Here is a 26,316-nt window from a genome sequence, read left to right as displayed (position 1 = left end):
ATTGATTTGTGAGCGACCCAATTTTTTGGTTAGGACTTTCCCTGCTGCTCGTAGCCGTTAGCTTTTCCATGGTTTTGGTGGTGCTTATCCCCACCGCCAGGGAACTAACCCGGGCAGCTCGTAGTATTGAAAAACTGGCCGATACCCTTAACCGGGAACTACCGCCTACCCTGGAAGCTATTCGCCTGACGGGTATGGAAATTAGCGATTTAACCGACGACGTAAGCGAAGGCGTCAAAAGTGCCGGTCAAGTCGTTAAAGGGGTGGATGATAGTTTTGGCGGTGCTAGAAAACAAGCGAAAAAAGTACAAACCACTACCCGCGGCGTCTTTTCCGGGGTAAAAGCTGCCTGGAGAACCTTCAACCGCAAATCGGCTGCCTCCAACCGCCGCGCCAACAAACGCCTGCGTTCGGCGTACAACCAATCCTTGGAGTTTACCAATTCCCTAGAATCTCCTCAGGAACCACCAGAGGAATCCAATAACGATCGCCGTTTCTCGTAGGTGATTTTTCCGCGATCGCATCGCCACCTATTTTCCCCACCATCTTCATTCAGCGTGGTGGGCATTTTGTTTGGATGGTTTTCCCAAGAGAATGGCTTTGAAGTCCCGGCAAAAGACGATAAGCTAAACAACGGAGCCAATTTTAGCAAAAAACAGCAGTTTGTAGAGCCCATGCCCTCGCGCAAGCGTTTCCCTCGCAAATATCCCCAATGGATGCCAGTTTGGTTGCGATGGGTGTTTCCCACGTTAGAAAAAGGAATGGCCCTGGTCGCCGTCGCTGATTTGGGTCTGGTTTTGTTCGATATGAGCTACGTGCCTGGGCGCGATTTTTACTTGCGTCATCTGCCAGTACTCGTTGAAATATACGACCCGATTAAGGGAATCGAACCCTATCGCGATACGGAAAAATATTTAGATCGAGTTAACCAATTGGAAGCGCAACTGGTACGCACCGCCAAGCGATCGCCCCAAATCCAAGAATTGCTGCAACAACTGCGCCAGCAAAGCGCCCAACTCCCCGAACAGGTGCAACCCAACCGTCAGTACGGTTTATTGGGTGAACTCGCCAATTGGTTGCAAGACCTGCAACGACGTTTTCGCCATTGGCTGCAGGGCAATTTCCTCGACTACCAAACCCAACCCGCAGATTTTCATCGGTCTTTGGCAGTCTTTTGGCAGGTGGAAACCATGGAAGAAATTGGTGGTTTGCCAGCCGCTTTGGCTTTCTTCGATGCAGAAATTCGCCCGCAAATCAACGCCTTGCAATCCCCCGAGGGCTTGGAATATCTGCGACTGGTCGACCGGCTCAAAATCGAACTGGCTGAAGCTTGGCTGAATACCACCACCTCTCGAATTTTGCTAGACGACCTGCAGGAAATGAGTGTGGAAATTATTGACCAAAATCCCTTTCAGGTGGCGGAAAAAAGCGGGACTTTGGAGAAAATTAAAAATCGCATGCGCGAGCATATTTATACAGCAGAAGATTCTGCCAAACAATCCTTTCAAATTTACTGGAGTCGGGAAAATTTGCTGCAACCTTACTGGCCCCAGGAACTGGTCTTTTTTAATGAAGATATTCGGTTTTTACTTTCCACCAACTACTTTCGCTCGATTAACGAAAGCGGCAACTTCACCGATCGCTTTTTAAGCATTATTGATGTTTGGTTTATTTTGATTTTTGTCGGGGAAATTTTGGGGCGCGCGGTTTACTACAATCTCACCCATCCCTTTACGATTCCTAAATACCGTTGGTACGAATATTTGCTGTTGGTGCCTGTGGGGAATTGGCTGCAATGGGCATTTTCCCGGCGTTGGTACGACTTACCCCTGTTGCTGCCTTTTTGGCGGTGGTTGCGGGTGATTCCTGTGGCAGCACGACTGCACGAATCTCGTCTGGTGGATATGGAGACCCTGCGCCAACAAATTAGCCAAGACATCATCGCCAACTTTGCTGGGGAACTTACCGAAATTGTGGTCATTCGGGTTCTTAGTCAAGTACAAGAAGGTATTGCCCAGGGGAATTTGGTGCAATGGGTTTTCCAAGAAGAAGAACGGGAATACATCGACCTCAACGATATTGACGAGGTGCAAACCATCAGCGATCGCTTAGTTCAAATCACCGCTTACCAGGTCCTTCCCGCGATTCAACCGGACCTGCAAGCTTTTGTGCGTCACAGTTTAGACCAGGCCTTAGCCCAATCAAACGCTTACAAACAATTTAAAAACCTCCCTGGCGTGGGGAACTTCCCCTCACAAATGACCGACCGCCTGGCAGGAGATCTCACCAGAAGCATTTGTAACGCCCTGCAATCCAGCTTAGAAGACGATGTCGGCTCGGAATTATTGGAAAAAATCGTCCAAAACTTTACCGGTACCTTTCGTAGCGAAGTGCAAAAAGAAAAAACCATCCAAGAAATCCAAGAACTGCTTTACGTCTTCATTGAAGAAGTCAAAATTAACTACGTCAAACGCTCCACGCAAGAAGATTTTGAACGTATCCTAGAAGAAACCGAACAGCTCTATCGCCAAGCTCAGGAGTCTTCCGAAAAATGAACCTCTCTTGGATTGTTGCCTTGGGTTTGACCGCTGCCACTTTGGGAAATAGTGGACTCGGTCAAATCGTTTCTTCTCCTTCCCTGCCGGAAACCGTTCCCGAAGCCAGCCACTCCCCTCAACTAGCCCAGCAATCCCCAAACTCAAACCAAAACCTCAGCGAACAGATTCTCAACGATTTGTTTCGGTGCATGCGAACCTCTGCCGACTCAGCCACCGAAATTCCCTCAATGGAAGAAATCGAATCGATTGCCACCCAGTGCGTTTTGCAAGTGGTTTTGCTGAACGCCGATGGTGCCTTGCGTGCCGATGCCAACCAGCGTTTGCTGGCTTTGATGCGTGCCACCGGTTTTTCCCTACCCAAACCCAGCTCTCAGGGGGAAGCGACCGTTGCTTTAGAACCACTTGCCGAAGGCAGCACTGTTTATACCATTCCCGTTACCATTAGCGATACCGAAGAAGATTTTCTACTAGACACCGGTGCTTCCAACTCCATTTTGACCCCGAAAGTAGCCACGGCTTTGAACCTACAAGGGGAATCTTTTCCCAGCGAACTGCTTTCCTATTTTGCCGTCGGAGAAGATTGCGCCGGCATGGAAGCCAAACTGCACCAAATTCCTAGCCTAACCGTTGGTGCAGCCACCGTTAGTGGGTTGAGCGGTTTGGAAGTACCAGCAACTACTATTCCCAGCGATCGCGCCGGCATTTTGGGATTGGACTTTCTCAGTAGCTTCGATGTGACCATCAATCCCGCAACCGCCACCTTGCAGTTATTGCCCCCTTCCCAACCTCCCAAAAATGCGATCGCCTTAGAAGGCAAAATGGGCCTTATGACCGCTCAAGCACGCATCAACAACCAAGGACCATTTACTTTGATGTTGGATACCGGTGCCAGTATCGGTGTCATTTCCCAAAAAGTTGCCAATTTGCTTTCCCTACCATCAAAAAAGGAAACCGTGGAAGTGCAAGGATTTTGTGGCCAACAAACCGGTCAACTGACCCAACTATCCAGCTTGCAAATTGGCGAACACCAACAAAACCAAGTCGAGACTGTTATTTTAGACAATACCCTCTTGGATCTAATTGGCATCGACGGCATTGTTGGGCAAAACTTCCTCAACCACTACCGGCAGCACTGGTATTTTGCTCCCCGCGGCGAGTTAGGATTTCCCGAAACCGGTCGCCTGCGCTTGCAAGCGCCAAAAACATCGCGATGGTGCCTACCGCACCAGTCCTCCGGACCATCGCAACGCCCCTACCACGAGATTTCTAGCAGGGAATCCAACCAAAACTGCTAAATTTTCTCCTAGAGTGCAGAAAAAAACAGTGAGAACTGCACAAACGCACATCCAGTCCTTTCACTTTCTTCCGTCCTTCCTATTGTTTAGATAGACTCTGAATATGTCAGCTATGTCCGCAACCATCGCCACCGAGCAAATCGACCGTATCGTCTGGAACCAACACCACGATCCCTTTGAAGTTTTGGGCTGCCACCAAATCGAACGCAACGGGGAATCCGTCTGGGTGGTCCGTGCTTACCTCCCCAACGCCAAACAAGCTTGGGTGGTCTTGCCAGAAAAACGCCAAGAAGCGCCCATGCAATCGGTACATCACCCCCATTTCTTTGAATGCGTCCTGGAACAAGACCCCCTCACCAACTACCAACTCCGCATACAAGATGGGGAACACGAACGGGTGATTCGCGACCCCTACGCCTTCCGTTCCGTCAAACTCACCGATTACGACATTCACCTGTTCTCCGAAGGCAACCACCACCGCATTTACGAAAAACTCGGTGCCCACCCCACCGAATTTGAAGGTGTTAGCGGGGTTTACTTTGCCGTTTGGGCACCCAATGCCCGCAATGTCTCCATTATCGGCAATTTCAACCGTTGGGACGGTCGCCAGCACCAAATGCGCAAACGCGGCAATGGGGTTTGGGAGCTATTCGTTCCCGAAATTCAGCCGGGGGAACCCTACAAATACGAAATTAAAAACTACGAAGGTCACATCTACGAAAAATCCGACCCCTACGGATTTTGGCAGGAAGTACGTCCCAAAACTGCTTCGGTGGTAGCCGATTTGGATACCTACACCTGGACAGATGAAGACTGGTTGGAAAAACGCCGCCACACCGACCCTCTCAAAGAACCCATTTCTGTCTACGAATGCCACCTGGGGTCCTGGCTACACGCTTCTTCTGCCAATCCCCCCATCAGCGTTGACGGACAACCGGAAAATCCCGTAACCGTATCCGACCTCAAACCTGGCGCTCGTTTTCTCAGCTATCGGGAACTGGCGGATCGACTAATTCCCTACGTCAAGGAGTTGGGATACACCCACATCGAACTGTTGCCCGTGGCGGAGCATCCCTTTGATGGGTCTTGGGGATATCAGGTAACCGGATACTATGCCGTCACCTCTCGCTACGGTACGCCCCAGGATTTCATGTATTTTGTGGACCAATGCCACCAAAATGGGATTGGCGTAATTGTGGATTGGGTTCCCGGCCATTTCCCCAAAGACGGTCACGGTCTGGCGTTTTTCGATGGCACCCACCTGTACGAACATGCCGATCCCCGTCGGGGAGAACACAAGCAATGGGGAACGTTGGTGTTCAACTACAGCCGCAACGAGGTGCGCAATTTCTTGGTTTCCAACGTGCTGTTTTGGTTTGATAAGTACCACATCGATGGCATTCGGGTGGATGCGGTGGCTTCCATGCTGTATTTGGACTACCAACGGGAAGACGGGGAATGGCTGCCCAACGAGTATGGTGGTCGGGAAAATTTAGAAGCGGTGGAGTTTCTCCGCCAAACCAATTATTTGCTGTTTTCGTACTATCCTGGTGCCTTGAGCATTGCGGAAGAGTCCACTTCTTGGCCGATGGTTTCCTGGCCTACGTATACCGGGGGATTGGGCTTTAATTTGAAATGGAATATGGGGTGGATGCACGATATGCTGGATTATTTCAGCATGGACCCCTGGTTCCGCCAGTTCCATCAAAACAATATTACGTTTAGCATGTGGTATCACCACAGCGAGAATTTTATGCTGGCGCTTTCCCACGATGAGGTGGTTCACGGCAAGGCGAGTATTTTGTCGAAAATGCCGGGGGCGGATGATTGGCAGAAGTTTGCAAATGTCCGCTGTTTGTTTGCCTATATGATGGCCCATCCTGGGAAAAAGACCATGTTTATGGGGATGGAGTTCGGTCAGTGGAATGAATGGAATGTTTGGAGCGATTTGGACTGGCATTTGCTGCAGTACGAATCCCACCGGCAGCTAAAGCAGTTTTTTACTGACCTCAACCAGCTTTATACCCGCGAACCGGCGCTGTATACCCAGGATTTTGAACGGGAAGGGTTTGAATGGATTGATTGCAGCGATAGCCGCCACAGCGTGGTGTCGTTCGTGCGTCGGGCAAAGGATACGGAAGCGTTTTTGGTAGCGGTGTGCAATTTTACGCCGCAACCCCACAGCCACTACCGGGTAGGGGTTCCCGAGGCTGGTTTCTATCGGGAGATTTTTAACAGCGATGCCCAACCCTATGGAGGCAGCAATATGGGCAATTTGGGAGGTAAGTGGACGGATGCGTGGTGGTTCCACGGCCATTCCCATTCCCTGGATTTGTGTTTGCCGCCGTTGGGGGTGATTTTCTTGAAGTTGGACCGCGATGCAAATGGTTCGCTTTAGAATGCTTGTGTAGCTGCCTGCAGGATGGCTTTGGGTGGCTATGGGAGGTCCCGTCGGTAGGTTTCGCCGTTGTGGGCGACGATTTGGCGGGGAAGCTGCGGGAGGGCGATCGCGCGATCGCTCTCCATGTCGTAGGTGGTGTAGGTGATGGAGCAGTTGGACGGTTGGATGTCTAGGAGGGTGACGGTTTTGGGGCTGCGGCGGTCGGTGCCAATCCAAACGCGGGAGGCAGAACCTAGGTTGCCGGCGTGCAGAGTTTCTAGGTTGCCGGTGCGACCGGGAAAGTAAGCGTGGTGGTGTCCGCAAATATACGTACGTACGCGGTAGCGCTCCAACAGCGATCGCAGGCGGTCGGCTTCCTGCAAGACATCCCCGGGGCGATCGCGCCCTACCCCGACGGCATACAAGGGCAAATGTCCCATGACGAAGCGCAAATTGGCTTGTTGAGCGGCTTGGCTGGCTAGGTTTTCTCTGGCGATGGCTAGGTCTGGCTCTGGAATGCGGCCGGTGGAAGCATCCCACACCAAGCAGAATATGTTTTGATGGCGAAAGCTGTAGGTGAAGGGGAAGCGGCGGCGGTCGAGGAGTTCGATGCCCAGGCGGTCTTGCCGGTTTTGCCAGTAGGCGGCAGCGATTTCGCGCTCGCGTTGAAAGATCGGTTCTCCCTGCTGCCGGGCACCGGAAGCGTCGTGGTTGCCCATGGTGGGGGCAAAGGGGAACTCGGCTAGGTTTAGCATGACTTCCCGGTCGAATCCCGACCACATGGCTGCAATTTGCTCGCGGCTGAGGGAGCGTTTTTGCCCGGCTACCATGTCGCCAGCACACAGAACCAAATCGGGCTGCCACTGGCGGATGCGCGCGATCGCTCTGGTGACTTCTGGAGCGTAGGTGGTGGACCCGTAAGCACCGTTTAAGTCGCTGATGACGGCAATACGCAGCTTGGTATCGGCAACGGGGGGTGCGGGTGGTTGGCTCTGGACCAAGGGACCTCCTGAGCTGCTTAAGGCAGTCCCTACCAAACTTAGAGTGCTCAATTTTAGAAAACGACGGCGCGGCCAGCCCATAATGGTTCCCTCGGTTGGTGGTTGACGTGCCCGATGGCTTCTAGCTTATCCCACCTTTGTTAAAATTCTTTTAAGATGGTTACAATCCCCATCAGAATTGGGAGGTTGGGCTTCTCTTTCTCGATGGCCTCCTTTTCGGAAAATACGGAGAAACCCCTTGGTTTCTAAGGGATCGGACAAAATGACCGCTATCAACCACAGCAACAAATTTTCTGGTTGGTTCAGGATGGGGAAGGCGCGATCGCGATATAATATTATGTTAAGCCATGAAGAGAACGCTCGATTTTCGCGCGTCAGCCAGCTCCAGTTGGTTGGCGTGGGTCGATAAGGAGGTGTTGGGACCTTTTGCCCGCGGTCGGGGAAGGGTCGATCGAGCAACTGTTTTCTCAGCGAACCATCGATGCTATCCAGAAGGCAGCAGCGGCCAAGCGGAACCCGGTTTTCCAACGCGGCTGCATTCTGAATAGCAAACTTGACAGAGGAAGCACACCAGCGGTTAAGGGCCACGGTTTATATCCCGTAGATGCTGTTCTATAATGGAGCGTATATCTATTCTCTATGCTATCGTTTCTAACTTGTTCGATGTTGCCTCTGTCAAAATCAAAGTTGGACAATGAGATAAAGCAACTGAGATAGCAACCTTTCGTTTTTTATGCTATTTGTCGCTCTTTTTCTAGCTTGCTTGCCGTTGGTTGCCTTACTACCTACCAAAGGTCAGGGGGGTGAGACCGGCTAAGCTTTTCTCCAGACATGGGAGAAGCGATCGCCACCCGCAACAACAATCCGGTTGTTGGGAAACCAATCTCTTCGCCAAATCCTTTTCTCTGTCTGTTTTTGGGAAACTTGCTAGAACCGAAAAACACTCGATGGGAGAACAAGCAGCGTTTTTGAAATAACCACCAGATACCAACGTGGGCACCAGGAAGGTAGGGAACCTTCCTGAGTGTCTGCAAACCATCCTCTTTCCCGATATGGAAAACGGCTGGCCCTGGGAGCTTTCCATCGAGTCAGGTTTTCATCGTACTGTTTCCCATTTGGCGTGTCCGACAGTAGGGGAACACAGGAAGGTGTGGGGTTGGTGAACGATTTACTTTTGCCTGTAGGTCTTCCTACCGGCGAATGAGCGAAACCGGCACCAATTTAATAGTACGAAGTACTTGCTTGTCGGAAATTCTATTTACCAATCGTTTAAAGAACAATTTGCAGAGGATTTATGGAGCGTCAAGAAACTCCTAATAGTAAGGCAAAACGCACAGATTTTATGAGTAGCAATCGATTTATCACTGCTCAAACCTTACTCGAACGGCACCATCGTGGGGAGCGTAATTTCCCAGGCGTCTATCTCAAGCAAGCAGAGCTAGCAGGTATCAACTTCAATCATACCAATTTCCAAAGCGCCAATCTTCTACGGAGCAACCTACGCGGTGCTAACTTGGTCATGGCCGATCTGTCCGCAGCTGACTTTAGCCATAGTCATCTCCAGGAAGCCAAACTCATCGAAGCCAACCTCACTGGCGCGGTATTCAAACGCATTCGCGCTCGTGGTAGCGACTTCAGCGGTGCCAATCTTAGCCGTACTTCCTTGGTAGAAGCGATACTAACACAAGGGGATTTTACCGCTATCAGTGCCATGGGGGCTGACTTTTCCGGAGCTACGCTGACGCAAGCCAATTTTAACAGTGCCAGCTTGGCCCGCACCCAGTGGCAACAAGCCCAGCTAACAGCAGCCAACTTCAACCGCGCGATCGCCAGCGAAGCCAATTTTGCCTTTGCCTGTTTGCGCCAAGTTAGCTCGATTTGCGCTTATTTCCATCGGGCCAGCTTCCCAGGGGCAAACTTGGTAGAAGCTGACTTTAGTTATGCTGACTTGCGCCATGCCGACCTGCGCGGTGCCAACCTCAGCGGGGCCAATCTCAATGGGGCCAATCTCAATGGGGCCCATCTCCAGGGGGCAAATTTAAGTTGGTGCCACGTTGATGGCAGCATTCTGCGCGGCACCGATCTCAAAGAGGCGGATTTGTCTGGTGCGAACCTGCAAGCAGCTAACCTCAGCGGTGCCAACTTGGAAGGTGCCAGTTTGGTGGAAGCCGATCTGCGCGGTGCCAATCTCAACGGTGCCAACCTCAGCGGAGCTGGATTGCTGCTCAGTGCTTTAAGCGGTGCCAACTTAGACGGAGCTAATTTGGAAAATGCCAATTTAATTGGCACTCAAATTGGCGAGGCAAATTTCAGTGAGGTCGTGCTGGAAAACGCCATTTTGCCCAACGGCATTACCCATCCAGTGGACGTACGCGGTGCGTAGGGATAACCGCAATTGGCAGTGGTTGGAGGAATTTTTCACCCTAAAAATGTAGCCCCAAAGGACGAAGGGCTGCTCGGCTACCTGAAGCTAGAGGCATGAAGCCCCCGTGCTTTAGCCGGAGGTGCTAACGATTGAAGTGAGGTTGAGGTAAACATAGCAGCAGCTGCCTGGCATCCTGGAGCTGCTTGCTATGGGGATTGGCTTGTATAGCCAATCCACTTCAACTTATGCTATTATGAATAGGTTGACGGTGTTCACAAGGGTGGAGTGTAAGGGCAGAATGATAAAAGTGGGAAACCATCTGGTCGTTGAAGCTTGGCAATGTCCGCAAGAGCTACTAAACGATCCAGGACGCATCCGCCGCGCGATCGCTGAATCCATTTCAGCGGGAGAGGCTACGCTGATCGATTTGTGCGTGCATCAGTTTAGTCCCCACGGGGTAACAGCAACGGCTACGCTCGCAGAGTCCCATATTGCCCTACATACTTGGCCGGAGCATGGTTATGCAGCGCTCGATTTGTTCTTCTGCGGTAGTGGCAATCCGCGCCAGGCAATGGAAGTGTTGCAAAATGCTCTCCAAGCTCAACGGGTGAGAGTGAAAGAGATTCCACGGGGCTTCGATCCGCAGGACGAAGGCGATGCCGATGTTTCACAATCGACAGAAAAGCAGGACGTGCAAGCTCTGGAAACCTCCTTGACTGCGAGATGAGAGGATCGCCTTCCTCGCTTGCTTAACGGCAGAAAACTTTTCCGTCCATCTGCAAATAACCAACAGTCAAACCCCAAAGCCAACCCGCCTTTTGCGTCCTGTCTCCCAAGCCCAAGTCCCTCCCAGCGATCGCTTCGCAGGGCAGGCCAGCAAGACAGAAAAGCGGGTTGGCTATTTTCGTATGCTTTCTAGGTCACTAGAGCCTTAGATTACACACGACTGCCGCGATAAAAAGGCTTTTTCACCACTTTGGCAGGAGCCATCTTGCCGCGTACGTCTACCTGCAAAGACTGACCGACACGCGCCAGGTGAGTGGGAACGTAAGCCAAAGCAATGGGATAGCCCAACGTAGGCGAAGGACAACCGCTGGTTACCGTTCCAACCACTTCCCCATCGCCAACCACGGAATAGCCGTGACGGGCAATGCGCCTGCCTTCCATTTGCAATCCAACCAAGCGGCGGGACAAACCTTCGTTGCTTTGTTTTTCCAAAATGTCCCGACCGTTAAAATCGCCTTTGCTATCCAAATGCACCAGCCAGCGCAATCCCGCTTCTAGCGGCGTCGTGCTTTCATCAATTTCTTGTCCGTATAGGGGCATGGCAGCTTCCAAACGCAGGGTATCCCGCGCCCCCAGGCCGCAAGGCGTGACCCCAGCATCCACCAATTGCTGCCACAGTTGCTTGCCCGCTTCCGGTTCGATGGCAATTTCAAATCCATCTTCGCCAGTATACCCCGTACGAGCCACAAACGCCGGTTTCCCCAAAATCGTTGCTTCGGTATGGGTAAAAGACTTCAAAATCGATAAATCCGCCTCGACCAAGGGTTGCAGGTATTGCAAAGTTTGCGGTCCCTGTACCGCAAGCAAAATTCTGCTTTTGGTCAAATCTTCCAGCACATCTCCTTCTGGAGGAGATTGGATTTGTGCATCAATCCAAGCTTTATCCCGGGATTTGGTGGCAGCATTGACAATGGCAACCCACCGCTGTTCGCCATCAGCGTTGGTTCCCTGGTAGTAAAAAATTAAGTCGTCTAAAATACCGCCGCGGTCGTTGAGCAACACGGTATATTGCGCTTCTCCTGGCTGCAACCGCGATAAATCGGAAGGCACTAAGGTTTGAAGTTTTTCCAAAACGCGGGGACCGCGCATGGCAAATTTGCCCATGTGGGACACGTCGAAAATGCCAGCCGCATGGCGAACGGCAGCATGTTCTTGGGAAATACCGCTAAACTGCACGGGCATTTCCCAACCCCCGAAATGGGTCATTTTGGCATTCAGCCCCGCGATCGCTTCGTACAGGGGCGTACGGGCGTATTGCTGCGTTGAAGATTGAGCCACTTGCGTTCTATCCTTTGTTTTCTACGCTACCTTAGACATGATATCGAGAAATTTTGGCTTTTCTTCTGGTTCATCCCCAACCTAATTGCATATTTTTGCTAAGAACGAAAGCGAAAACACCGCTATAACTAGGTTCAAGCTAGGGAAATCAATCAGGGTGGGACGTCCCCACCCTCGTTGCTCTTACCGCGTTAAAAATCGCCATGGGAAGCGATCGCCGCTTGCATTTGTTCCAACACTTGCGAAATCGGCAAACTACCTAACTCCCCAGAAGCGCGGGTACGCACGCTCAAAGAATCGGATTCCGCCTCTTTCTGTCCCACAATCCCCATAACCGGGATTTTCTGTTTTTCCGCATTGCGAATCAATTTCCCCAAGCGATCGCCACTGGTATCCACCTCCACGCGAATGCCTGCCGCGCGGAATCTCTCTGCCGTCTCGTTGGCAAACGAAAGCTGGTTGTCGCTCACCGGCAACAGCCGTACCTGCGTTGGTGCCAGCCACAGGGGGAAATCGCCAGCATACTCTTCAATTAAAATTCCCATTAGCCGTTCCACCGAACCAAAAGGCGCGCGGTGAATCATAACCGGCCGCTGGCGAGAACCATCCGACGCCGTATACTCCAGATCGAACCGTTCTGGCAAATTGTAATCCACCTGAACCGTTCCCAGCTGCCACTCCCGTTCCAGGGCATCGTGGAAAATAAAATCCAACTTCGGTCCGTAGAAAGCCGCTTCCCCAGGTGCTTCAAAGAAATCCATGCCTAGCTGGTTAACCGCCCGGCGAATGGCATTTTCTGCTTTTTCCCAAGCTTCGGGAGCACCAATGTATTTTTCCGCTTCTGCCGGGTCGCGAAAACTCAGCCGCGCCCGGAAATCTTTTAACTGCAAGCTGTTGAACACCGACAGAATCAGATCCACCACCTTGAGAAATTCATCGTCCAATTGTTCGGGAGTCACAAATAGGTGGGCATCATCCACGGTAAAGCCGCGAACCCTGGTCAAACCGCCCAATTCGCCGGATTGTTCGTAACGATACACCGTACCAAATTCTGCCAAACGCACCGGCAAATCCCGATAAGAGCGCAATTGGCTTTTATAAATTTGAATGTGGAACGGACAGTTCATAGGTTTGAGGACGAATCCCTGTTCGCTTTCCGCGGCTTCCGGGTCGTCCGCCATCATCGGGAACATATCATCCTTATATTTTTGCCAGTGTCCGGAGGTTTTGAACAGGTCTACCCGGGCAATATGGGGAGAAACCACCGGCAGATATCCCCGTTTGAGCTGCTCCTGTTTGAGAAAATCTTCCAGGGTATTGCGCAAGGTGGTGCCTTTGGGGGTCCACATGGGTAGCCCCGGTCCTACAGGGTCCGAGAAAATAAACAGTCCCAGTTCTTTGCCCAGTTTGCGGTGGTCCCGTTTTTGGGCTTCAGCTTTGCGGCGCTGGTATTCTTGCAGTTGTTCTGGGGTTTCCCAAGCAGTTCCGTAAATGCGTTGCAGTTGCTGTCGGTTGGCGTCTCCCCGCCAGTAGGCACCGGCGACGCTTTCTACATCGATGGCTTTGGGGTTTAAATCACCGGTGTTTTCCACGTGGGGACCGGCACACAAATCCCACCAGGTGTCGCCGAGGTGGTAGATGGAGATGGGATCTTCGGGGATGCTATCGAGAATTTCCAGTTTGTAGGGTGCCTGGATTTGTTGAATGCGACGCTTGGCTTCTTCCCGAGTGACCACTTCCCGCTGTACGGGCAGTTTTTGTTTGATAATTTTCACCATCTCTTTTTTGATGGCTTTTAAGTCTTCGGGGGTGAAGGGTTCGGGATGGTCGAAGTCGTAGTAAAAGCCGTATTCCGTCCACGGACCGATGGTGACCTGCGCGTTGGGGAACAGCCGTTGCACCGCCATGGCCATGACGTGGGAGGCGGTGTGGCGAATTCGTTTTAATTTCTCAGATTCGCTGGTGCGCGGGAGTTTGATTTTTTCGGCTACTTCTGAGGACATGGACAATTTTTGTTTGGCTCCCAAAACAACGTTTATTACAAAATGTAAACTGAGTTAAGATAGGGAATGTGGTGTTCTTTTTTCTATTTTATGGTGGATCCGAGTCCCTCTGACACCGACCTGCTAAGATCGATTTTACAGCCTCTGTTTGAAGACTTTCAGTATTGGTTTGGGCGATCGCGTCACTTGCTGGAGACACAACGGCTTTCCTTTATGGAACCGCAGCAGCAAGCCGATTTGCTGGACCGGGTCAAACAGGCGCAACAAGAGGTGAGCAGCGCCCAAATGCTCTTTCAAGCTACCAACGGTACGGCTGGCGTCCAAATGGATGTTTTGATGCCCTGGCACCAGCTGTTGACGGAATGCTGGCAAGTAGCGATGCGATTTCGTCAGGAGCAAACGGCTGCCACGAGTTCGGAGTCTGGGGAAGCCACCGACCCACCGGCTGGTTCTGCTTGACCCGATCGCGCGATCGCGGTCTTCCCCGACCATAACAAACTCTATTTTAAAACTTTTCTCAGGCGAATCGTCGTCTTTCTTTGGAGGAAATCGAGAATATGTTACACCTACTTTATATTTTGGCGTTTACGGTCCTGGCTTTTCTGGCAGTAGGCAACTTGATTCGCAGTTTGATGTCGTTTAGCCGTCAATCCCAGCGCCATCCAGCTACGCGCGGGGGCTTTGGTTATGGTGCCAGTTCCCAAAAGACAGCACCCCACCCAGAGCTACTCGACGAACGGGGTCAGGTGGTCAAAGAACCGCTGATGGTCCTGCGTTCTATGGATGTAGAAGACGCCCGCGAACAACTGGACGCGATTTATAAAGAGTCTCCCGGTCATTCCCACGACGAACAGGACGAGAAATAGAATGGCTCTCCTCGTCTGGTGCTAGCTGATTCGATTTTTTCGGATCGGCTTGCTTGGCGGGGGAAGGCAAGGGGAGTTGCTATGGAATTGGTGGCTAGCAATATTGTAGGAACTGTTCGGGCACCAACCGCAGTTCGCCAGAGGCTAGCCGTTCCATCTCTACCCACAGGGCTTTTTTCTGGCGATCGCCTTCCCAAAAAGTCACTTCCGGGATTTCGTACCATTGGGGATTGGCAAAGTCGCACTGGTACAGTTGGATGAGTTCGTGACCCGGCCGGTCGTTGTAAACGAAGATGTTTTCCATACAGGTAATGTAGCGAATATTGGTGAGGTGGGCTTGAATTTCTTCTTGGAATTCTCGGATTAAGGCATCGCGGCTGTATTCACCAAAATCAACGCCCCCTCCCAGAGCACGGTAGAAAGTTTGCTGTTTGCTGGCGTCGTATCCCTGAGAAAGAAACAAGCGATCGCCACAGCGGATGATGCCGAGGGCAAGAACGCGGATGCTATCGGATTGATGGGCCATAATAAAAGCTTGAACAATCGCAGGCTAGAGATGGAGTGGGACCATTAATTGTAGGTGGCAAAACTGGATTGCTGATATTCTTTGGGAATCGGCCAGTCTGGGTTCTCACCGCCAATCAGAAACTGCTCGATGGTAACGTATTCGCGGCTAAATTGTTGAAGGGCATTTACCAATACATCCAAAGCCACGGCATCGCTGGTTCCCAGATCGAACCAACAGCGCGCCCAAGTGTCTTGATATTCCACTTCACCCATATTGTGCATCACCGAAAGCATGGTGGAATCGGCAACGCTGGTGTCGTATTCTACGTAGCTTAAATCCCAGCCGGCTTCTTGAATTTGCAGGTTTTCGGCATTAAAACCACCGAGTTTGCCCAATAAAAACCAAGAGTTTAACAGTTCTTCCACAAACTGTTTTTCTTGGTTGCTAGGAACGGTTTCAAATTTCAGCCAAAACCACAAATTAAACGGGTCGAATTCGCGAAACTTGACTTCCATAAATTTTAGATCCTCGCCACCATGCTCCAAAAAAAGGAACAAACAAGAAACGGATGCGTTTTCTTGTTTGTTGGAAAAGGAAGATTCCTGGTTATTTTTGTTCTGGATGTTCGAGGGCCGTTCCTGTCCCCATTTGGTTGATGGTATCAATGAGTTGGTAAAGCCTGCCCAAATCTCGTTGATTGAAGTGTAAAGTCAGTCGCGGCAGGTTCTGTGTATCGTCTCCGGCTTCTTGGGGAAGTGCTTGACTTTTTTCAATTTTTCCCTGGGTGAGAATGTCGCCAAACTTCTGGTTGAGTCGGTCTACTTCGCCCTCGGAAAGGTCGGATTTCAGGCGAATCACCAACAGGTCGTTGACGTAACGGCTGGAATGGTAAACCCGGTAAAAGTTGGTAATGGTTTGGCAGGCAACTTCGACGCTGTCGGTAATGGTATACAAGCTGGTGTCGTCGGGACTAATCAATCCCCGCCGCAGCAGTTGTTTTTCGATGTAGGCGTTCCATTCTTGCCAGTAGTCGCCTCCCGGTTTGTCCAACATGACAATGGGGGCAGGACCAAATTTACCCGTTTGTGTTAGAGTCAGACATTCAAAAGCTTCGTCTTGGGTGCCAAACCCGCCGGGGAACAAAGCGATCGCATCGCTTTCTTTCAACAAAAACAACTTGCGGGTAAAGAAATATTTAAAATAAATTAATTTCTCATCCCCCGCAATGTAAGGATTGGCCCGCTGCTCGAAGGGTAACTGAATGTTCAAACCAAAAGAATTCTCAGCACCAGCACCGGCGTTGGCCGCTTGCATAATGCCACCCCCCGCTCCAGTCATGACCATGAATTTTTGTGCGGTCATGCAGCGAGCAAAATCTAACGCTAGCTGGTATTCCGGTCGATCTACTTCCGTGCGCGCCGAGCCAAACACCGTCACTTTGCGGATATGGCGGTATGGATGAAAGGCATAAAAACCTTTTTCCATATCTTGCAGGGAAGCAGATAAAATTTTCCAGTCCAACCTTTCCAGAGCGTCTTCTTCTCCGGAAAGGCGGACCAGGATCGCTAGCGCCCGTTGGATCCATTTGGTATACCTAAGATGGGGAAGACCCTGCATTAACTTGTCTACCCCATCGTATAGGTAAGACAGTTCTTGGCTATTAACTTGACGTAAGTTCATGTAATTCTAGTGACCGGAAGCCAAATCTTTTCCCGTCGCTCCGGTATCGAGTAGGCTCTCCCATCTTCTGGGCGATCGCTGGTAGCTATTTTTAGGCTACCGCAACAACAAGCCTTCCTACCAGGTCGAGGCAGTTTCTGGGAAAATCTTGAAAACCGCCACGGCATTTGTGGAAATACCCAAGTACGTCTAAGCCAACTTTAACTGGCGTGGGCCGGCAACAAGTTTCCCTAGCTTTTTGCAGCCAACGGTTTTGGCTTTCCCAGAGCGGTTTACAAATACTTCTCTAGGGTATTGGCCAAGGTGGTTTTCGGAACGGCACCAACCACCATATCTACCTTTTGGCCATCTTTAAAGACCATCAAAGTAGGAATACTGCGGATGCCGTATTGGCTGGCTACGTTTGGACTTTCGTCGGTGTTCACCTTAACGACCTTGATTTTGCCGTCGTATTGTTGGGCAATTTCATCTACCACCGGCGCGACCATTCTGCAGGGGCCGCACCAGGGTGCCCAAAAGTCCACGAGCACCGGAACTTCGCTTTCTAGGACTTCAGATTTAAAAGTAGCATCAGTGACTTGTGCAGCTGCTGACATGCCTGTCTATCCCAATGTTTTCAAAATATTCTACACTACCTTATGTTATCACACAGGAGAACAAACTAGGCGCAAAGATTGCCACATCAATGGGGATCTTTTTTCCGGAAACGCCTCCGAGAAAGCCGGAAAATAGGAAACCGCCCGGAACCAGCCCGGGCGGAGTGTGGTGTGAGGAGTGAACGGAAACATTTGTCTCCGCTACTATCTATTCTAATCAACTCTCTCCCTTCATAACACCAGGCTCGGAGAAATTTTTCAAATTGGCAAATCACCTACCAACAAAGCTGAATTTTCCAGCGAACCGCGTGTATTTGCCGCTTTTTTCGGGGCAGGGAAGCTGTTAGAGCGGCCGCAGAGCTATTTACCCATCCCCAATTGCTGTGCTTTTTGGTAAACCTTGCCTTCGGTGAGCAGGGAAGGGGCAATCACCACTTCCACTTGCTGCATTTCTTGCAGGTTTTTCACCCCTAGCGTGCCCATGCTGGTTTTGATAGCACCCAATAAATTGTGGGTTCCATCGTCCAATTGGGCGGGACCGCAGAGAATTTGTTGGAGGGTTCCGGTGGTACCAACGCGAATGCGCGTTCCCCTGGGCAACAAGGGACTGGGCGTTGCCATGCCCCAATGGTATCCTTGACCGGGTGCTTCTTGGGCGCGGGCAAAGGGAGAACCGATCATCACTGCATCAGCCCCGCAAGCCAAGCACTTGCAGATATCACCCCCTGTAATCAAACCGCCATCGGCAATAATGGCTACCTGTTTGCCGGTTTCCTGGTAAAACGCATCCCGGGCAGCAGCACAATCAGCGACGGCGGTGGCTTGCGGCACGCCAATTCCTAGTACACCGCGGGAGGTACAAGCTGCCCCAGGACCAATGCCTACCAAAACCCCAGCGGCACCGGCTTTCATCAGGTTTAAAGCCACTTCGTAGGTCACGCAGTTGCCCAAAATCACGGGCATGGGCATGCGATCGCAAAAATCGCGCAAATCCAACGGGCACTCAGCAGAAGGCGATAGGTGGGCGGTGGAAACCACAGTTGCCTGTACGAAGAACAAATCGGCACCCGCCTCTGCTACTTGCTCGCCGAATTTCATGGCACCGGCTGGTGTCGCGCTAACGGCAGCAATGCCCCCTTGCTGTTTAATTTCGCGAATGCGTTTTTCAATAAGTTGGGGTTGAATCTCGGCGGCGTAGACTTCTTGCATCAGCGGCACAAACTCATCTTTGCCCACGCTGACAATTCGTTGTAACACCGTGTTGGGGTCTTCGTAGCGCGTTTGAATGCCTTCTAGATTCAACACCCCCATCGCACCCATTTGGGACAAATGCACGGCCATGTTGACGTCAACTACGCCATCCATGGCACTGGCAATAATGGGAATTTCCCGTTCGATGTCGCCTAAGCTCCAACTGGGGTTCGCCAAACTCGGGTCGAGCGTTCGCTGACCGGGAACGAGGGCAATTTCATCAATTCCGTAAGCTCTACGAGCGGTTTTACCACGACCGATTTGTATATCCACTTCGGGCTCCTTTGCTTCCCAAGACGATTGGACAATAAACCAAACAGACTCCGATTGCTATGTTGCTTGCGGCAAGGTAGTTGACAATCGCGAGACCAGCAAGTGCGCTTTTTTGAGGGGAACCGCAACCCCAAAATGAAAAAGTTTGCTAAGGTATTTACCAACGAGGGCGCTGTGGGGGCAAGATGGTAGTAACCCCACCAATCAGCTTTCCGGATAGGCGATCGCTTGGTTGGTTGGTGGTGCTTGACAAGGGAGACCCCCTGAGAACCCTCTCACGAATAGAGTTCGCAAGTTTCCCACTTCCTGGTTGGCTCCTAGATGAACGAGCTATGAACCGGCCTCTTTGATGGCTGCTTGCCCCCTCGCGAGCGTTCTTCCGCCCCGTACCGGACGTACTTGGGATTGGAAGATAACACATTTTTGGATTTTTACTGCGGCTCTAGCCGCGCGAGTCGCTTTTTTTCGGTGCTGCTCAAACGACCCGACGACGGGCACTCCCGTTGTTCTATGGGATTTTGCCACCGTGCGCGCAGAAGGGGATATCGCTTTTTGTTCGGTCTGACCGGGGGGAGCGATCGCTGGAACCTCGCTGGCCTCCTTGGCAACTTCCGCAGGAAGCGGAAATGGGTTGCCATCTTTATGCCAGAGGAATCCCAGGTTGCCACCAAAGAGGCATTTTGTGGTTAGAACGTTTCAACGATAGCGTTTTTTGCGACGTGCTACTGCCTTACGCTTGCGCTTTTCAATGGGGGTTTCGTAGTGACGCCGACGTTTGATTTCGGCAAAAATTCCAGCTTTGGAAACTTGGCGCTTAAAACGACGCAGGGCAGAGTCTAGTTTTTCGTTTTCTCCAACCACCACTTGGGTCATTCTGTATCCTCCTTACAGGTTGTCTGTGCGTACAATTGGCTGTTGAGCCTGGCTACAAAAGGGTATGGAAAACTATCCTTTAACTGCGGGAGGTTCCCTATTTCAGTAGGAATCTCTCCCCTAAGAGGTATAGAGTATACAACAATTCTCTATCGAAACAAAGTCAAGGACAATGGACGAACAAAGCTCTCCTAGATTCTAATTATAACGAATAGGATTGGTCGTTGTTTCTGCTGCGAACATCAATGCTTGTAGCGATTTGTCGGAGTTGTTGCCATTGGTAGAGGCTGGAAGGAATTGTTAGGAGCTTTCGGTTCATTGCTTGGCTGTGCTGTTGGTTTTGCTGGTGCGGCTGTGGCGGCGAGTACGTAGCTGGCAAAGCCGAACGGTCACGCTTGCAGAAAGTTAGAGCCCTTGCTTCAGATTATCTACCAAATACCAACCGCTATCTGTTTAGCAGCCTTCAGTCCGAACTTGCTATCGTCGTTTTCTATAGAAACAGTCTTACTTAAATTCTTAGCCATTCACCAACCAAATCATCTGCGAATTCGGCTGCAGCGTTTAGCAGCCCAAGCAACACCAGCAAAACGAATTTATATTATGATTTCGATCGCGCTCTACCCACTAGAGATTTTTTTTAATTGATATTTTTTCTTTGAAAAGCACACGCAAGCATCAAAGAAAGGCTGTTGAGTGGCCGGACCGCTACACCAGAGCTCAACCGGCACCATCGCGATCCGAACTCCCGCTGAGCGCCTGAATGCTAGTGTTTTTTGGCAAGTTGCGGTAAATTAATATAAAAATAACCAGAACTTAGCCATCTGTTAACCCCAACATCTGAGAATATTCTGGTGTTGTAGATTGACTATCCTTAAATATCGACTTGACTACCAGTACAGTACTCGAAGTACGCCATCTCACCAAGCGTTTCAAAGGCAAAGTAGCCTTGCAAGATGTAGGGTTTACGGTTGCAGAAGGAGAAACCATTGCGTTGGTGGGGGCTTCTGGCTCGGGAAAATCGACTTTGCTGCGCAATCTCAACGGCTTGCAGGTAGCCGATAGCGGTAAGGTTCGCCTGTGGGATACCAACCTGCAGTCGGCGGGCAAGCTACATTCACAAGTGAGACATTTGCGCAGCCATCTTGGCTGTATTTTCCAACAATTCAATTTGGTCAACCGCCTCACTGTACTGGAAAACGTGCTGGTGGGAAACATTGCCAACGTTTCTTTAACGCGATCGGCCTTACGCTGGTTTAGCTGCCAAGAAAAGTTGGAAGCGCTAGCAGCTTTGGAACGGGTGGGAATCCTCGACCAAGCCTATAAGCGAACAGCGTGGCTGTCTGGAGGTCAGCAACAGCGGGTTGCGATCGCACGTTGTTTGATGCAGCGAGCCAAAATTATTTTAGCCGACGAACCCATTGCTTCTCTAGATCCAGAATCTGCTAGAAAAGTAATGGAATTGCTCGCTACCCTCAATCGCGAAAACGGGATTACCATCGTTGCTGCTTTGCATCAAATTCAAATGGTCAGGCAGTATTTTCAACGCGCGATCGCGCTAACAGACGGAGAAATTGCTTTTGACGGTCCTACCCAAGCTCTGGATGAAGCGAAGCTCAATAGCATTTATGGTGCAGCAGCTGAAGAGCTGATTTTCCGAGGACATGGAGAACTTGCTGTTTGATTTGATGCTAGAAGAAATGGGGAAGCAAACCTATTCCTAAAGGAACTCCTATCCAGTCCACCTACAATTGTGAGAGGCAGCCCATTATGAAAAGACGTCTGTTTGTTCAATCCGCTTCTTTATTTGCTCTTTCCCTAAGTGGTGCCAAACTTCTGTCTAGTTGCGGCGGCAATCCCTCCGAAAACCAAGGTGCCGGCAACCAATCCGGAACCACCAATACCACCGCTTCCGAAGCAGCTGTTGGCGACGATACCTTAGATGTAGACACCATTAACTTTGGGATTATTTCCACCGAATCCCAAGCCAATCAAAAACCCATTTGGGAACCTTTCGTACAGGCTATGTCGGAAGAAATCGGTATGCCTGTAAAAGCCTTTTACGCGACGCAATACGCCGGCGTTATTGAAGCCATGCGTTTCAAAAAAGTGCAGGTGGCTTGGTATGGGGGCAAATCTTATATTGAAGCTGCCAAACGGGCCAATGCGGAGGCTTTCGCTCTCACCGTAGGAACGGAGGGAGAAAAAGGATACTACTCCCATTTGATTGCCAACCGCAACCAACCTTTTATCTCCCAAGCCAAAGACATGGGAGGAGATAAATACGTTCTAGAAAATGCTTCGGACCTTACCTTCGCTTTTAACGACCCCAACTCTACTTCTGGTTTTTTGGTTCCCAGCTATTATATTTTCGCCAAAAATAATGTAGACCCCAAAGAAGCGTTTGAAAAAGTGGTTTTCGCTGGCAGTCACGAAGCGACTGCTTTGGCAGTAGCCAACAATCAAGTGGATGTGGCTACCAACAACAACGAATCTTTGTCTCGTTTGGAAGAAACCAATCCCCAAGCAAGAGACAAAATCGAAACCATTTGGACCTCTCCCATTATTCCTTCCGATCCAATTGCCTATCGCCAAGATTTACCGGATAGTTTGAAAGAAAAAATTCGCAACTTTTTCTATAATTATTCTGAGGAGTCAGTTTTGGAACCACTGGGATGGTCTGGTTTTGAGGAAGCCGATGATTCCCGTTGGGATACGGTACGAGAATTGGACATTGGTCGCCAAATTATGGAAATAAAATCAAATCCTGATTTGCAACCATCGGAAAAAGAAAGCCGGCTGGAAGAGCTAAACAAACAGTTGGAAAGTTTGAGTACAACTTGATATTTTCCCAAACAAGAATTTAGGTTTTTCCTGCTTGTATCCCCGTAAAAAAGGGGATATTTATATGCAATACATCACATCCCAGTTTCGAGAGACAATGGGGGCGTTTTTATAAGGGGGCTTCGTGAAGTGGCCCTAGAAGGAAAATAGAAAATTTTGTAAGATAGCAATGGTGGGAATACCATCCCTCTTGGTCAAGCTCATGGCCAGCCTTAACAAGGGGAGGGATTTCGATTGCCATCCTGCCCAATGCCAGTGTAACATTCAGAAACTGACTCCGAACCGTTGGCAGATTTTCATAAAAACATCCGATAGATTGTCAACCCAATCACATCTTTTCTGAATATTTCCAAGTCACATTTTTATACCGACAAAGGGCAATCGCAGCTATGAAGTCTAGCAATCAATCTAGCTATTTTTCCAAAGACCAGAAGCAGGAATTTTCGCTGGCAGCTACTGCCATGTTGGAACGGGAGCAAAAACGCATTACTCCCTTGCGAATTGGCTATTTGGCGATCGCGATCGCAATTTTAATTCTTTCCTACTGGCAAAGCGAGCTAAACTTCATCACCCTATTTCAGGGCAGTGGCAATATTGGCACCTATTTAATTGCCTATTTTCCCCCAGATTTTACCTATTGGAAAACCTATCTAGGGGATACCCTAGTCACCATTTCCATGGGAATTTGGGGAACCTTAATGGCTGCTATAGCTGCTATCCCTCTGTCCGTACTGGCTTCGGGAAACATCAGTCCGGTTTGGGTGGTACAACCCACGCGACGATTCCTCGATGCCATGCGAGCCATTAACGAAATTGTCTTTGCATTGATGTTTGTTACCGCCGTGGGATTGGGGCCCTTTGCCGGAGTTATGGCTTTATCCGTACACACCACTGGTATTTTAGGCAAACTGTTTTCAGAGGCAGTGGAAGCAATCGACCCCGGACCAGTAGAGGGAATTCGTGCCACGGGTGCCAGCAAAATCCAAGAAATTATTTTTGGCGTGATTCCCCAGGTAATTCCTTTGTGGGCATCGTTTGCCTTATATCGTTTCGAGTCGAACGTACGTTCGGCGGCGGTGGTGGGAATTGTGGGTGCCGGTGGCATTGGGGTTTCCCTCTATCAGAGTTTTATGTCCTTTGAGTATCAAAAAGTATGTGCAATTTTAATTATTTTGGTGCTGGCTACGGGGTCTATCGATACGGTTTCTGGAAAATTACGCGGTTGGTTGGTTTGACACTCTCACCAATAGAATTCGTGAGCTTCTCGCTTCATTGGATGTGCCTGTGAAGAGATTCGCTATGAACTAGTCCATCCCCGGCCACAGGGACGCTCAACGAGCATTTGTCCACTCTGTGGTGGACATACTTGCGATACCTCGATTCCAAACCACTTGTGCTGCTGCCACGTCTCGATGGGTTCCGCTGCCGCAGTGGGAGCAAAAATGAGTCCTTCCAAGCCGCATCGAGACAAAATTTGGCTAACTGACCTCGCCTAAGAGCTTTCAAATTCAGGGCCTCGGCAAAAATGCTGTTAGCTTGGTGGCACCAACGGTGAGCCAACTTCAACAAGCGTGAATCTGGCGGGATGTCGGCTTGAGTTTAAATTCGTAGCTGAGAGTCAACATGATGGACAAAAATAAGTTTATAAAAGTTCGCCTGCTTTTCTAGATTCTAGTACATTGACTGGATTTTGACGGCGGCGACCGCCGCACGGGTTGCTTTTCCTTCCGGCTGGGAAAGAGGCAGGGCTTTCAAGCTTCCGTCTTTATCTTGTAATTGGTTCTTATGGGGATTGGTTGTCGAAAACCAGTTCCACGCGATCGCCGCGAAATCGGGTAATGCCGTATTCAATGGGATGCTGCTGGCTATCGATATTGATGGATTCCACCACCAAGACCGGCAGGCTGGCAGGTAAAGACAACCGTTGGGCATCCTGGGGATTCACCAAACGAGTGGAAACCCGCGTCGATTGCCGGATGTGGTCGCAGTTGTAGTTTTCCTGTAGAAATTTGGAAATGGAAATGAGGGTAAGATGCTGGCACTTTTCTACAAAATCGGGAAAACGCTGCAAAGGAAAGTAGCTGCTGTTCAAACAGATGGGTTGTTCGTTGGCTAAACCAAACCGTTCCACCAAAGCCACGGGATCGCTAAGGGGCAATTGCAACGCTTTGGCAACTGCCGCATCGGCTTCGGTTTGAATGACACGCAGCAGTTGCATTTTCGGTTCGAGTCCTTGAGCTTTTAGGGATTCGTTGTAACGAACCCGACTGTTAATGGCGTAGTAAATAGGCGTGGCGGCAACAAAGGTGCCCCGACCGCGGTCTACTCGTAGCAAGCCTTCGTTTTTCAGTTCGGAAATGGCTCGACGTAGGGTATGGCGATTGACGCCAAAATGCTGGCTGAGTTGGGCTTCGGTGGGCAAGCGATCGCCTACTTGATACATGCCCTTTTGGATATCATTGCGGAGTTCTTCGGCAATTTGAGCATAAATTGGCAAGCTAGAATGCCGAAGGGTAAATTTTTCCGGTTGGGAATTGTCAATTGCTTTCATATCCAGTATGCTCTACTTATAGTTGTATAGACATCTATATAATATCAAATTTTGTGGGGTAATGTAAGCCAAGATACATACCGAACCCAAATTTTGAAGATTGCCATGAATTCTGGTGACTGTTCTACCACAACTAGACGAAAGCAGTGGATGGCAACCCTAGCCAAAGCCTCCCTCCCAGACCTGCAAGCTTACTTCGGGCAACTGTCTTCCCTTCCCGACTACAAGTTTTTGCGATCGCCAGAAATCGGGTTGGTTATGGTCCGCGGTCGTACCGGTGGCACCGGCAATCCCTTCAACTTAGGGGAAATGACCGTAACCCGTTGTGTCGTAAAAATGGAAGGATACAACGGATTCGGCTATGTAGCCGGGCGATCGCACCGCCATGCAGAAATAGCTGCCGTCTGCGATGCTTTGATGCAGCATCCCCAGTGGCAACTCCAAGTCCAAACCAACGTTATCGACCCCCTACAAGCGATCGCCGAACACCAAAAACAACAAACCCAACGCCAATGCGAAACCACCAAGGTAGACTTTTTCACCTTGCTCCGTGGAGAATAATTCTTTTTCTCGATATCCCAAAATAAAATCATGACAGTGCAACAACCAGGGTTTGCCCAACCCATAACCGACGCCCAACAAACCTTCCGCGAATTGCTAACAGCCCTATCCCAGCCAGCTCAACCCAGACCCCTGCCCATACGCTTGCAACCCCCAACCGGTCTCAACAATGGATGTGCCGTTGCTTGCCTGACCCTGCTGGATCTGGAAACCCAAGTCTGGCTGCAACCGGGATTTTCCGCCCAAGTTCGCGAATGGCTGCTATTTCACACCGGCTGTCGTTTCAGCGATTCCCCACCAGCGGCTGACTTTGCCATTATTGGCGATTCCCTTGCCATGCCAGCACTATCTGCCTTTTGCCCCGGTACGGCACTCGACCCGGAACGCTCGACCACATTATTCGTACAACTACCGAGTTTTGCCCAATCTCCCAATCTTCCCACCGTTTCCTGTAGCGGACCGGGAATTTTGCACCCATGCGAGCTTTCCCTAGTGGGCATGCCACCAGACTTTTGGCAACAGTGGCAGCAAAATACCCGTCGCTACCCCCTCGGCGTAGATATCGTTTTCTTTACCGAAGAGCAAGTTCTGGGTTTGCCCCGTACCACCCAGGTCAGTTTGTAGACACCATCCGCAATATTTCTAGAATA

At 50.4% G+C, this 26,316-nt stretch carries 25 protein-coding genes and 1 pseudogene; 14 read left to right on the top strand and 12 right to left on the bottom strand.

Going from position 1 to position 26,316, the window contains the following annotated elements:
* Positions 1–8 precede the first annotated feature (8 nt).
* The 4 genes from AS151_RS11415 to glgB all read left to right on the top strand — a co-directional run bounded on the left by AS151_RS11415 (position 9) and on the right by glgB (position 6,251).
* Entirely contained in the window at positions 9–503 is a 495-nt protein-coding gene (locus AS151_RS11415; protein WP_139240626.1) for a DUF948 domain-containing protein, read from the top strand.
* Complete coding sequence (locus tag AS151_RS11410; protein WP_071517180.1) at positions 504–2,555, top strand: hypothetical protein; 2,052 nt, start codon at positions 504–506, stop codon at positions 2,553–2,555. It begins immediately after the preceding gene.
* Complete coding sequence (locus tag AS151_RS11405; RefSeq protein ID WP_071517179.1) at positions 2,552–3,853, top strand: retropepsin-like aspartic protease; 1,302 nt, start codon at positions 2,552–2,554, stop codon at positions 3,851–3,853. Before AS151_RS11410 ends, AS151_RS11405 begins: the two co-directional genes overlap by 4 nt.
* A 112-nt stretch (positions 3,854–3,965) precedes the next feature.
* Positions 3,966–6,251, top strand: a complete 2,286-nt coding sequence (gene glgB / locus AS151_RS11400; protein WP_071517178.1) for a 1,4-alpha-glucan branching enzyme — start codon at positions 3,966–3,968, stop codon at positions 6,249–6,251.
* 38 nt (positions 6,252–6,289) lie between these two features.
* Here the strand turns inward: glgB and AS151_RS11395 are convergent, their stop codons facing one another.
* Positions 6,290–7,234, bottom strand: a complete 945-nt coding sequence (locus AS151_RS11395) for a metallophosphoesterase (RefSeq protein ID WP_244532985.1) — start codon at positions 7,232–7,234, stop codon at positions 6,290–6,292.
* A 262-nt stretch (positions 7,235–7,496) separates the two neighbouring features.
* Here AS151_RS11395 and AS151_RS22105 point away from each other — a divergent pair, with 262 nt between their 5' ends.
* Positions 7,497–7,643 (top strand): hypothetical protein, encoded by a 147-nt coding sequence (locus AS151_RS22105; protein ID WP_170861374.1) that lies wholly within the window; start codon positions 7,497–7,499, stop codon positions 7,641–7,643.
* 376 nt (positions 7,644–8,019) lie between these two features.
* On the opposite strand, the gene AS151_RS21545 is transcribed toward AS151_RS22105, so the two are convergent.
* A complete protein-coding gene (locus AS151_RS21545; protein ID WP_139240624.1) occupies positions 8,020–8,268 on the bottom strand; it encodes a hypothetical protein in 249 nt (82 codons plus the stop codon).
* Between the two features lie 308 nt (positions 8,269–8,576).
* On the opposite strand from AS151_RS21545, the gene AS151_RS11385 reads away from it, so the two are divergent.
* Positions 8,577–9,617, top strand: coding sequence for a pentapeptide repeat-containing protein (locus AS151_RS11385; protein WP_071517175.1), 1,041 nt, complete (start codon positions 8,577–8,579; stop codon positions 9,615–9,617).
* 280 nt (positions 9,618–9,897) lie between these two features.
* Positions 9,898–10,326, top strand: a complete 429-nt coding sequence (gene speD / locus AS151_RS11380) for an adenosylmethionine decarboxylase (protein ID WP_071517174.1) — start codon at positions 9,898–9,900, stop codon at positions 10,324–10,326.
* A gap of 209 nt (positions 10,327–10,535) precedes the next feature.
* Here speD and gcvT read toward each other — a convergent pair whose 3' ends face one another.
* Both gcvT and thrS read right to left on the bottom strand, forming a co-directional pair.
* A complete protein-coding gene (gene gcvT / locus AS151_RS11375) occupies positions 10,536–11,663 on the bottom strand; it encodes a glycine cleavage system aminomethyltransferase GcvT (protein WP_071517173.1) in 1,128 nt (375 codons plus the stop codon).
* Between the two features lie 191 nt (positions 11,664–11,854).
* A complete protein-coding gene (gene thrS, locus AS151_RS11370) occupies positions 11,855–13,666 on the bottom strand; it encodes a threonine--tRNA ligase (RefSeq protein ID WP_071517172.1) in 1,812 nt (603 codons plus the stop codon).
* A gap of 90 nt (positions 13,667–13,756) precedes the next feature.
* Here thrS and AS151_RS11365 point away from each other — a divergent pair, with 90 nt between their 5' ends.
* Both AS151_RS11365 and AS151_RS11360 read left to right on the top strand, forming a co-directional pair.
* Positions 13,757–14,125, top strand: a complete 369-nt coding sequence (locus AS151_RS11365; RefSeq protein ID WP_071517197.1) for a DUF2605 domain-containing protein — start codon at positions 13,757–13,759, stop codon at positions 14,123–14,125.
* A gap of 98 nt (positions 14,126–14,223) precedes the next feature.
* Entirely contained in the window at positions 14,224–14,532 is a 309-nt protein-coding gene (locus AS151_RS11360) for a DUF2973 domain-containing protein (protein ID WP_071517171.1), read from the top strand.
* 94 nt (positions 14,533–14,626) lie between these two features.
* On the opposite strand, the gene AS151_RS11355 is transcribed toward AS151_RS11360, so the two are convergent.
* From AS151_RS11355 to rpsU, 6 genes are all read right to left on the bottom strand, one after another.
* Positions 14,627–15,058, bottom strand: coding sequence for an NUDIX hydrolase (locus tag AS151_RS11355; RefSeq protein WP_071517170.1), 432 nt, complete (start codon positions 15,056–15,058; stop codon positions 14,627–14,629).
* A gap of 44 nt (positions 15,059–15,102) precedes the next feature.
* The gene (locus AS151_RS11350) at positions 15,103–15,555 is read right to left on the bottom strand and encodes a DUF3531 family protein (RefSeq protein WP_071517196.1); all 453 of its coding nucleotides are present in this window, start codon (positions 15,553–15,555) and stop codon (positions 15,103–15,105) included.
* A 91-nt stretch (positions 15,556–15,646) separates the two neighbouring features.
* The gene (locus AS151_RS11345) at positions 15,647–16,720 is read right to left on the bottom strand and encodes an LOG family protein (protein WP_071517169.1); all 1,074 of its coding nucleotides are present in this window, start codon (positions 16,718–16,720) and stop codon (positions 15,647–15,649) included.
* 272 nt (positions 16,721–16,992) lie between these two features.
* On the bottom strand, positions 16,993–17,316 hold the full coding sequence (gene trxA / locus AS151_RS11340) for a thioredoxin (RefSeq protein ID WP_071517168.1): 324 nt from the start codon (positions 17,314–17,316) through the stop codon (positions 16,993–16,995).
* Between the two features lie 360 nt (positions 17,317–17,676).
* Positions 17,677–18,840 (bottom strand): GuaB3 family IMP dehydrogenase-related protein, encoded by a 1,164-nt coding sequence (locus AS151_RS11335; protein ID WP_071517167.1) that lies wholly within the window; start codon positions 18,838–18,840, stop codon positions 17,677–17,679.
* 696 nt (positions 18,841–19,536) lie between these two features.
* Positions 19,537–19,713 carry a 30S ribosomal protein S21 gene (rpsU, locus tag AS151_RS11325; protein WP_071517165.1) on the bottom strand — a complete coding sequence of 59 codons (177 nt, stop codon included), beginning with the start codon at positions 19,711–19,713 and terminating at the stop codon, positions 19,537–19,539.
* A gap of 883 nt (positions 19,714–20,596) precedes the next feature.
* On the opposite strand from rpsU, the gene phnC reads away from it, so the two are divergent.
* The 3 genes from phnC to phnE all read left to right on the top strand — a co-directional run bounded on the left by phnC (position 20,597) and on the right by phnE (position 23,789).
* Positions 20,597–21,394 carry a phosphonate ABC transporter ATP-binding protein gene (gene phnC, locus AS151_RS11320; protein WP_071517164.1) on the top strand — a complete coding sequence of 266 codons (798 nt, stop codon included), beginning with the start codon at positions 20,597–20,599 and terminating at the stop codon, positions 21,392–21,394.
* Between the two features lie 86 nt (positions 21,395–21,480).
* Complete coding sequence (gene phnD, locus AS151_RS11315; protein WP_071517163.1) at positions 21,481–22,554, top strand: phosphonate ABC transporter substrate-binding protein; 1,074 nt, start codon at positions 21,481–21,483, stop codon at positions 22,552–22,554.
* A 461-nt stretch (positions 22,555–23,015) separates the two neighbouring features.
* A complete protein-coding gene (gene phnE / locus AS151_RS11310; protein ID WP_071517195.1) occupies positions 23,016–23,789 on the top strand; it encodes a phosphonate ABC transporter, permease protein PhnE in 774 nt (257 codons plus the stop codon).
* Positions 23,790–23,885: 96 nt separating this feature from the next.
* On the opposite strand, the pseudogene AS151_RS22815 reads toward phnE, so the two are convergent.
* A pseudogene (locus tag AS151_RS22815) lies at positions 23,886–24,117 on the bottom strand (hypothetical protein); the annotation flags it as partial.
* 220 nt (positions 24,118–24,337) lie between these two features.
* A complete protein-coding gene (gene phnF / locus AS151_RS11305) occupies positions 24,338–25,105 on the bottom strand; it encodes a phosphonate metabolism transcriptional regulator PhnF (protein WP_071517162.1) in 768 nt (255 codons plus the stop codon).
* Positions 25,106–25,210: 105 nt separating this feature from the next.
* Between phnF and phnG the strand changes: the two genes are divergently transcribed.
* Positions 25,211–25,666 (top strand): phosphonate C-P lyase system protein PhnG, encoded by a 456-nt coding sequence (phnG, locus tag AS151_RS11300; RefSeq protein WP_071517194.1) that lies wholly within the window; start codon positions 25,211–25,213, stop codon positions 25,664–25,666.
* Positions 25,667–25,696: 30 nt separating this feature from the next.
* Positions 25,697–26,290, top strand: a complete 594-nt coding sequence (gene phnH / locus AS151_RS11295) for a phosphonate C-P lyase system protein PhnH (protein ID WP_071517161.1) — start codon at positions 25,697–25,699, stop codon at positions 26,288–26,290.
* Positions 26,291–26,316: the final 26 nt, after the last annotated feature.

This window comes from Geitlerinema sp. PCC 9228 (assembly GCF_001870905.1).
Lineage (GTDB): Bacteria > Cyanobacteriota > Cyanobacteriia > Cyanobacteriales > PCC-9228 > PCC-9228.
This window is presented reverse-complemented; position numbering and strand designations above follow the sequence as displayed.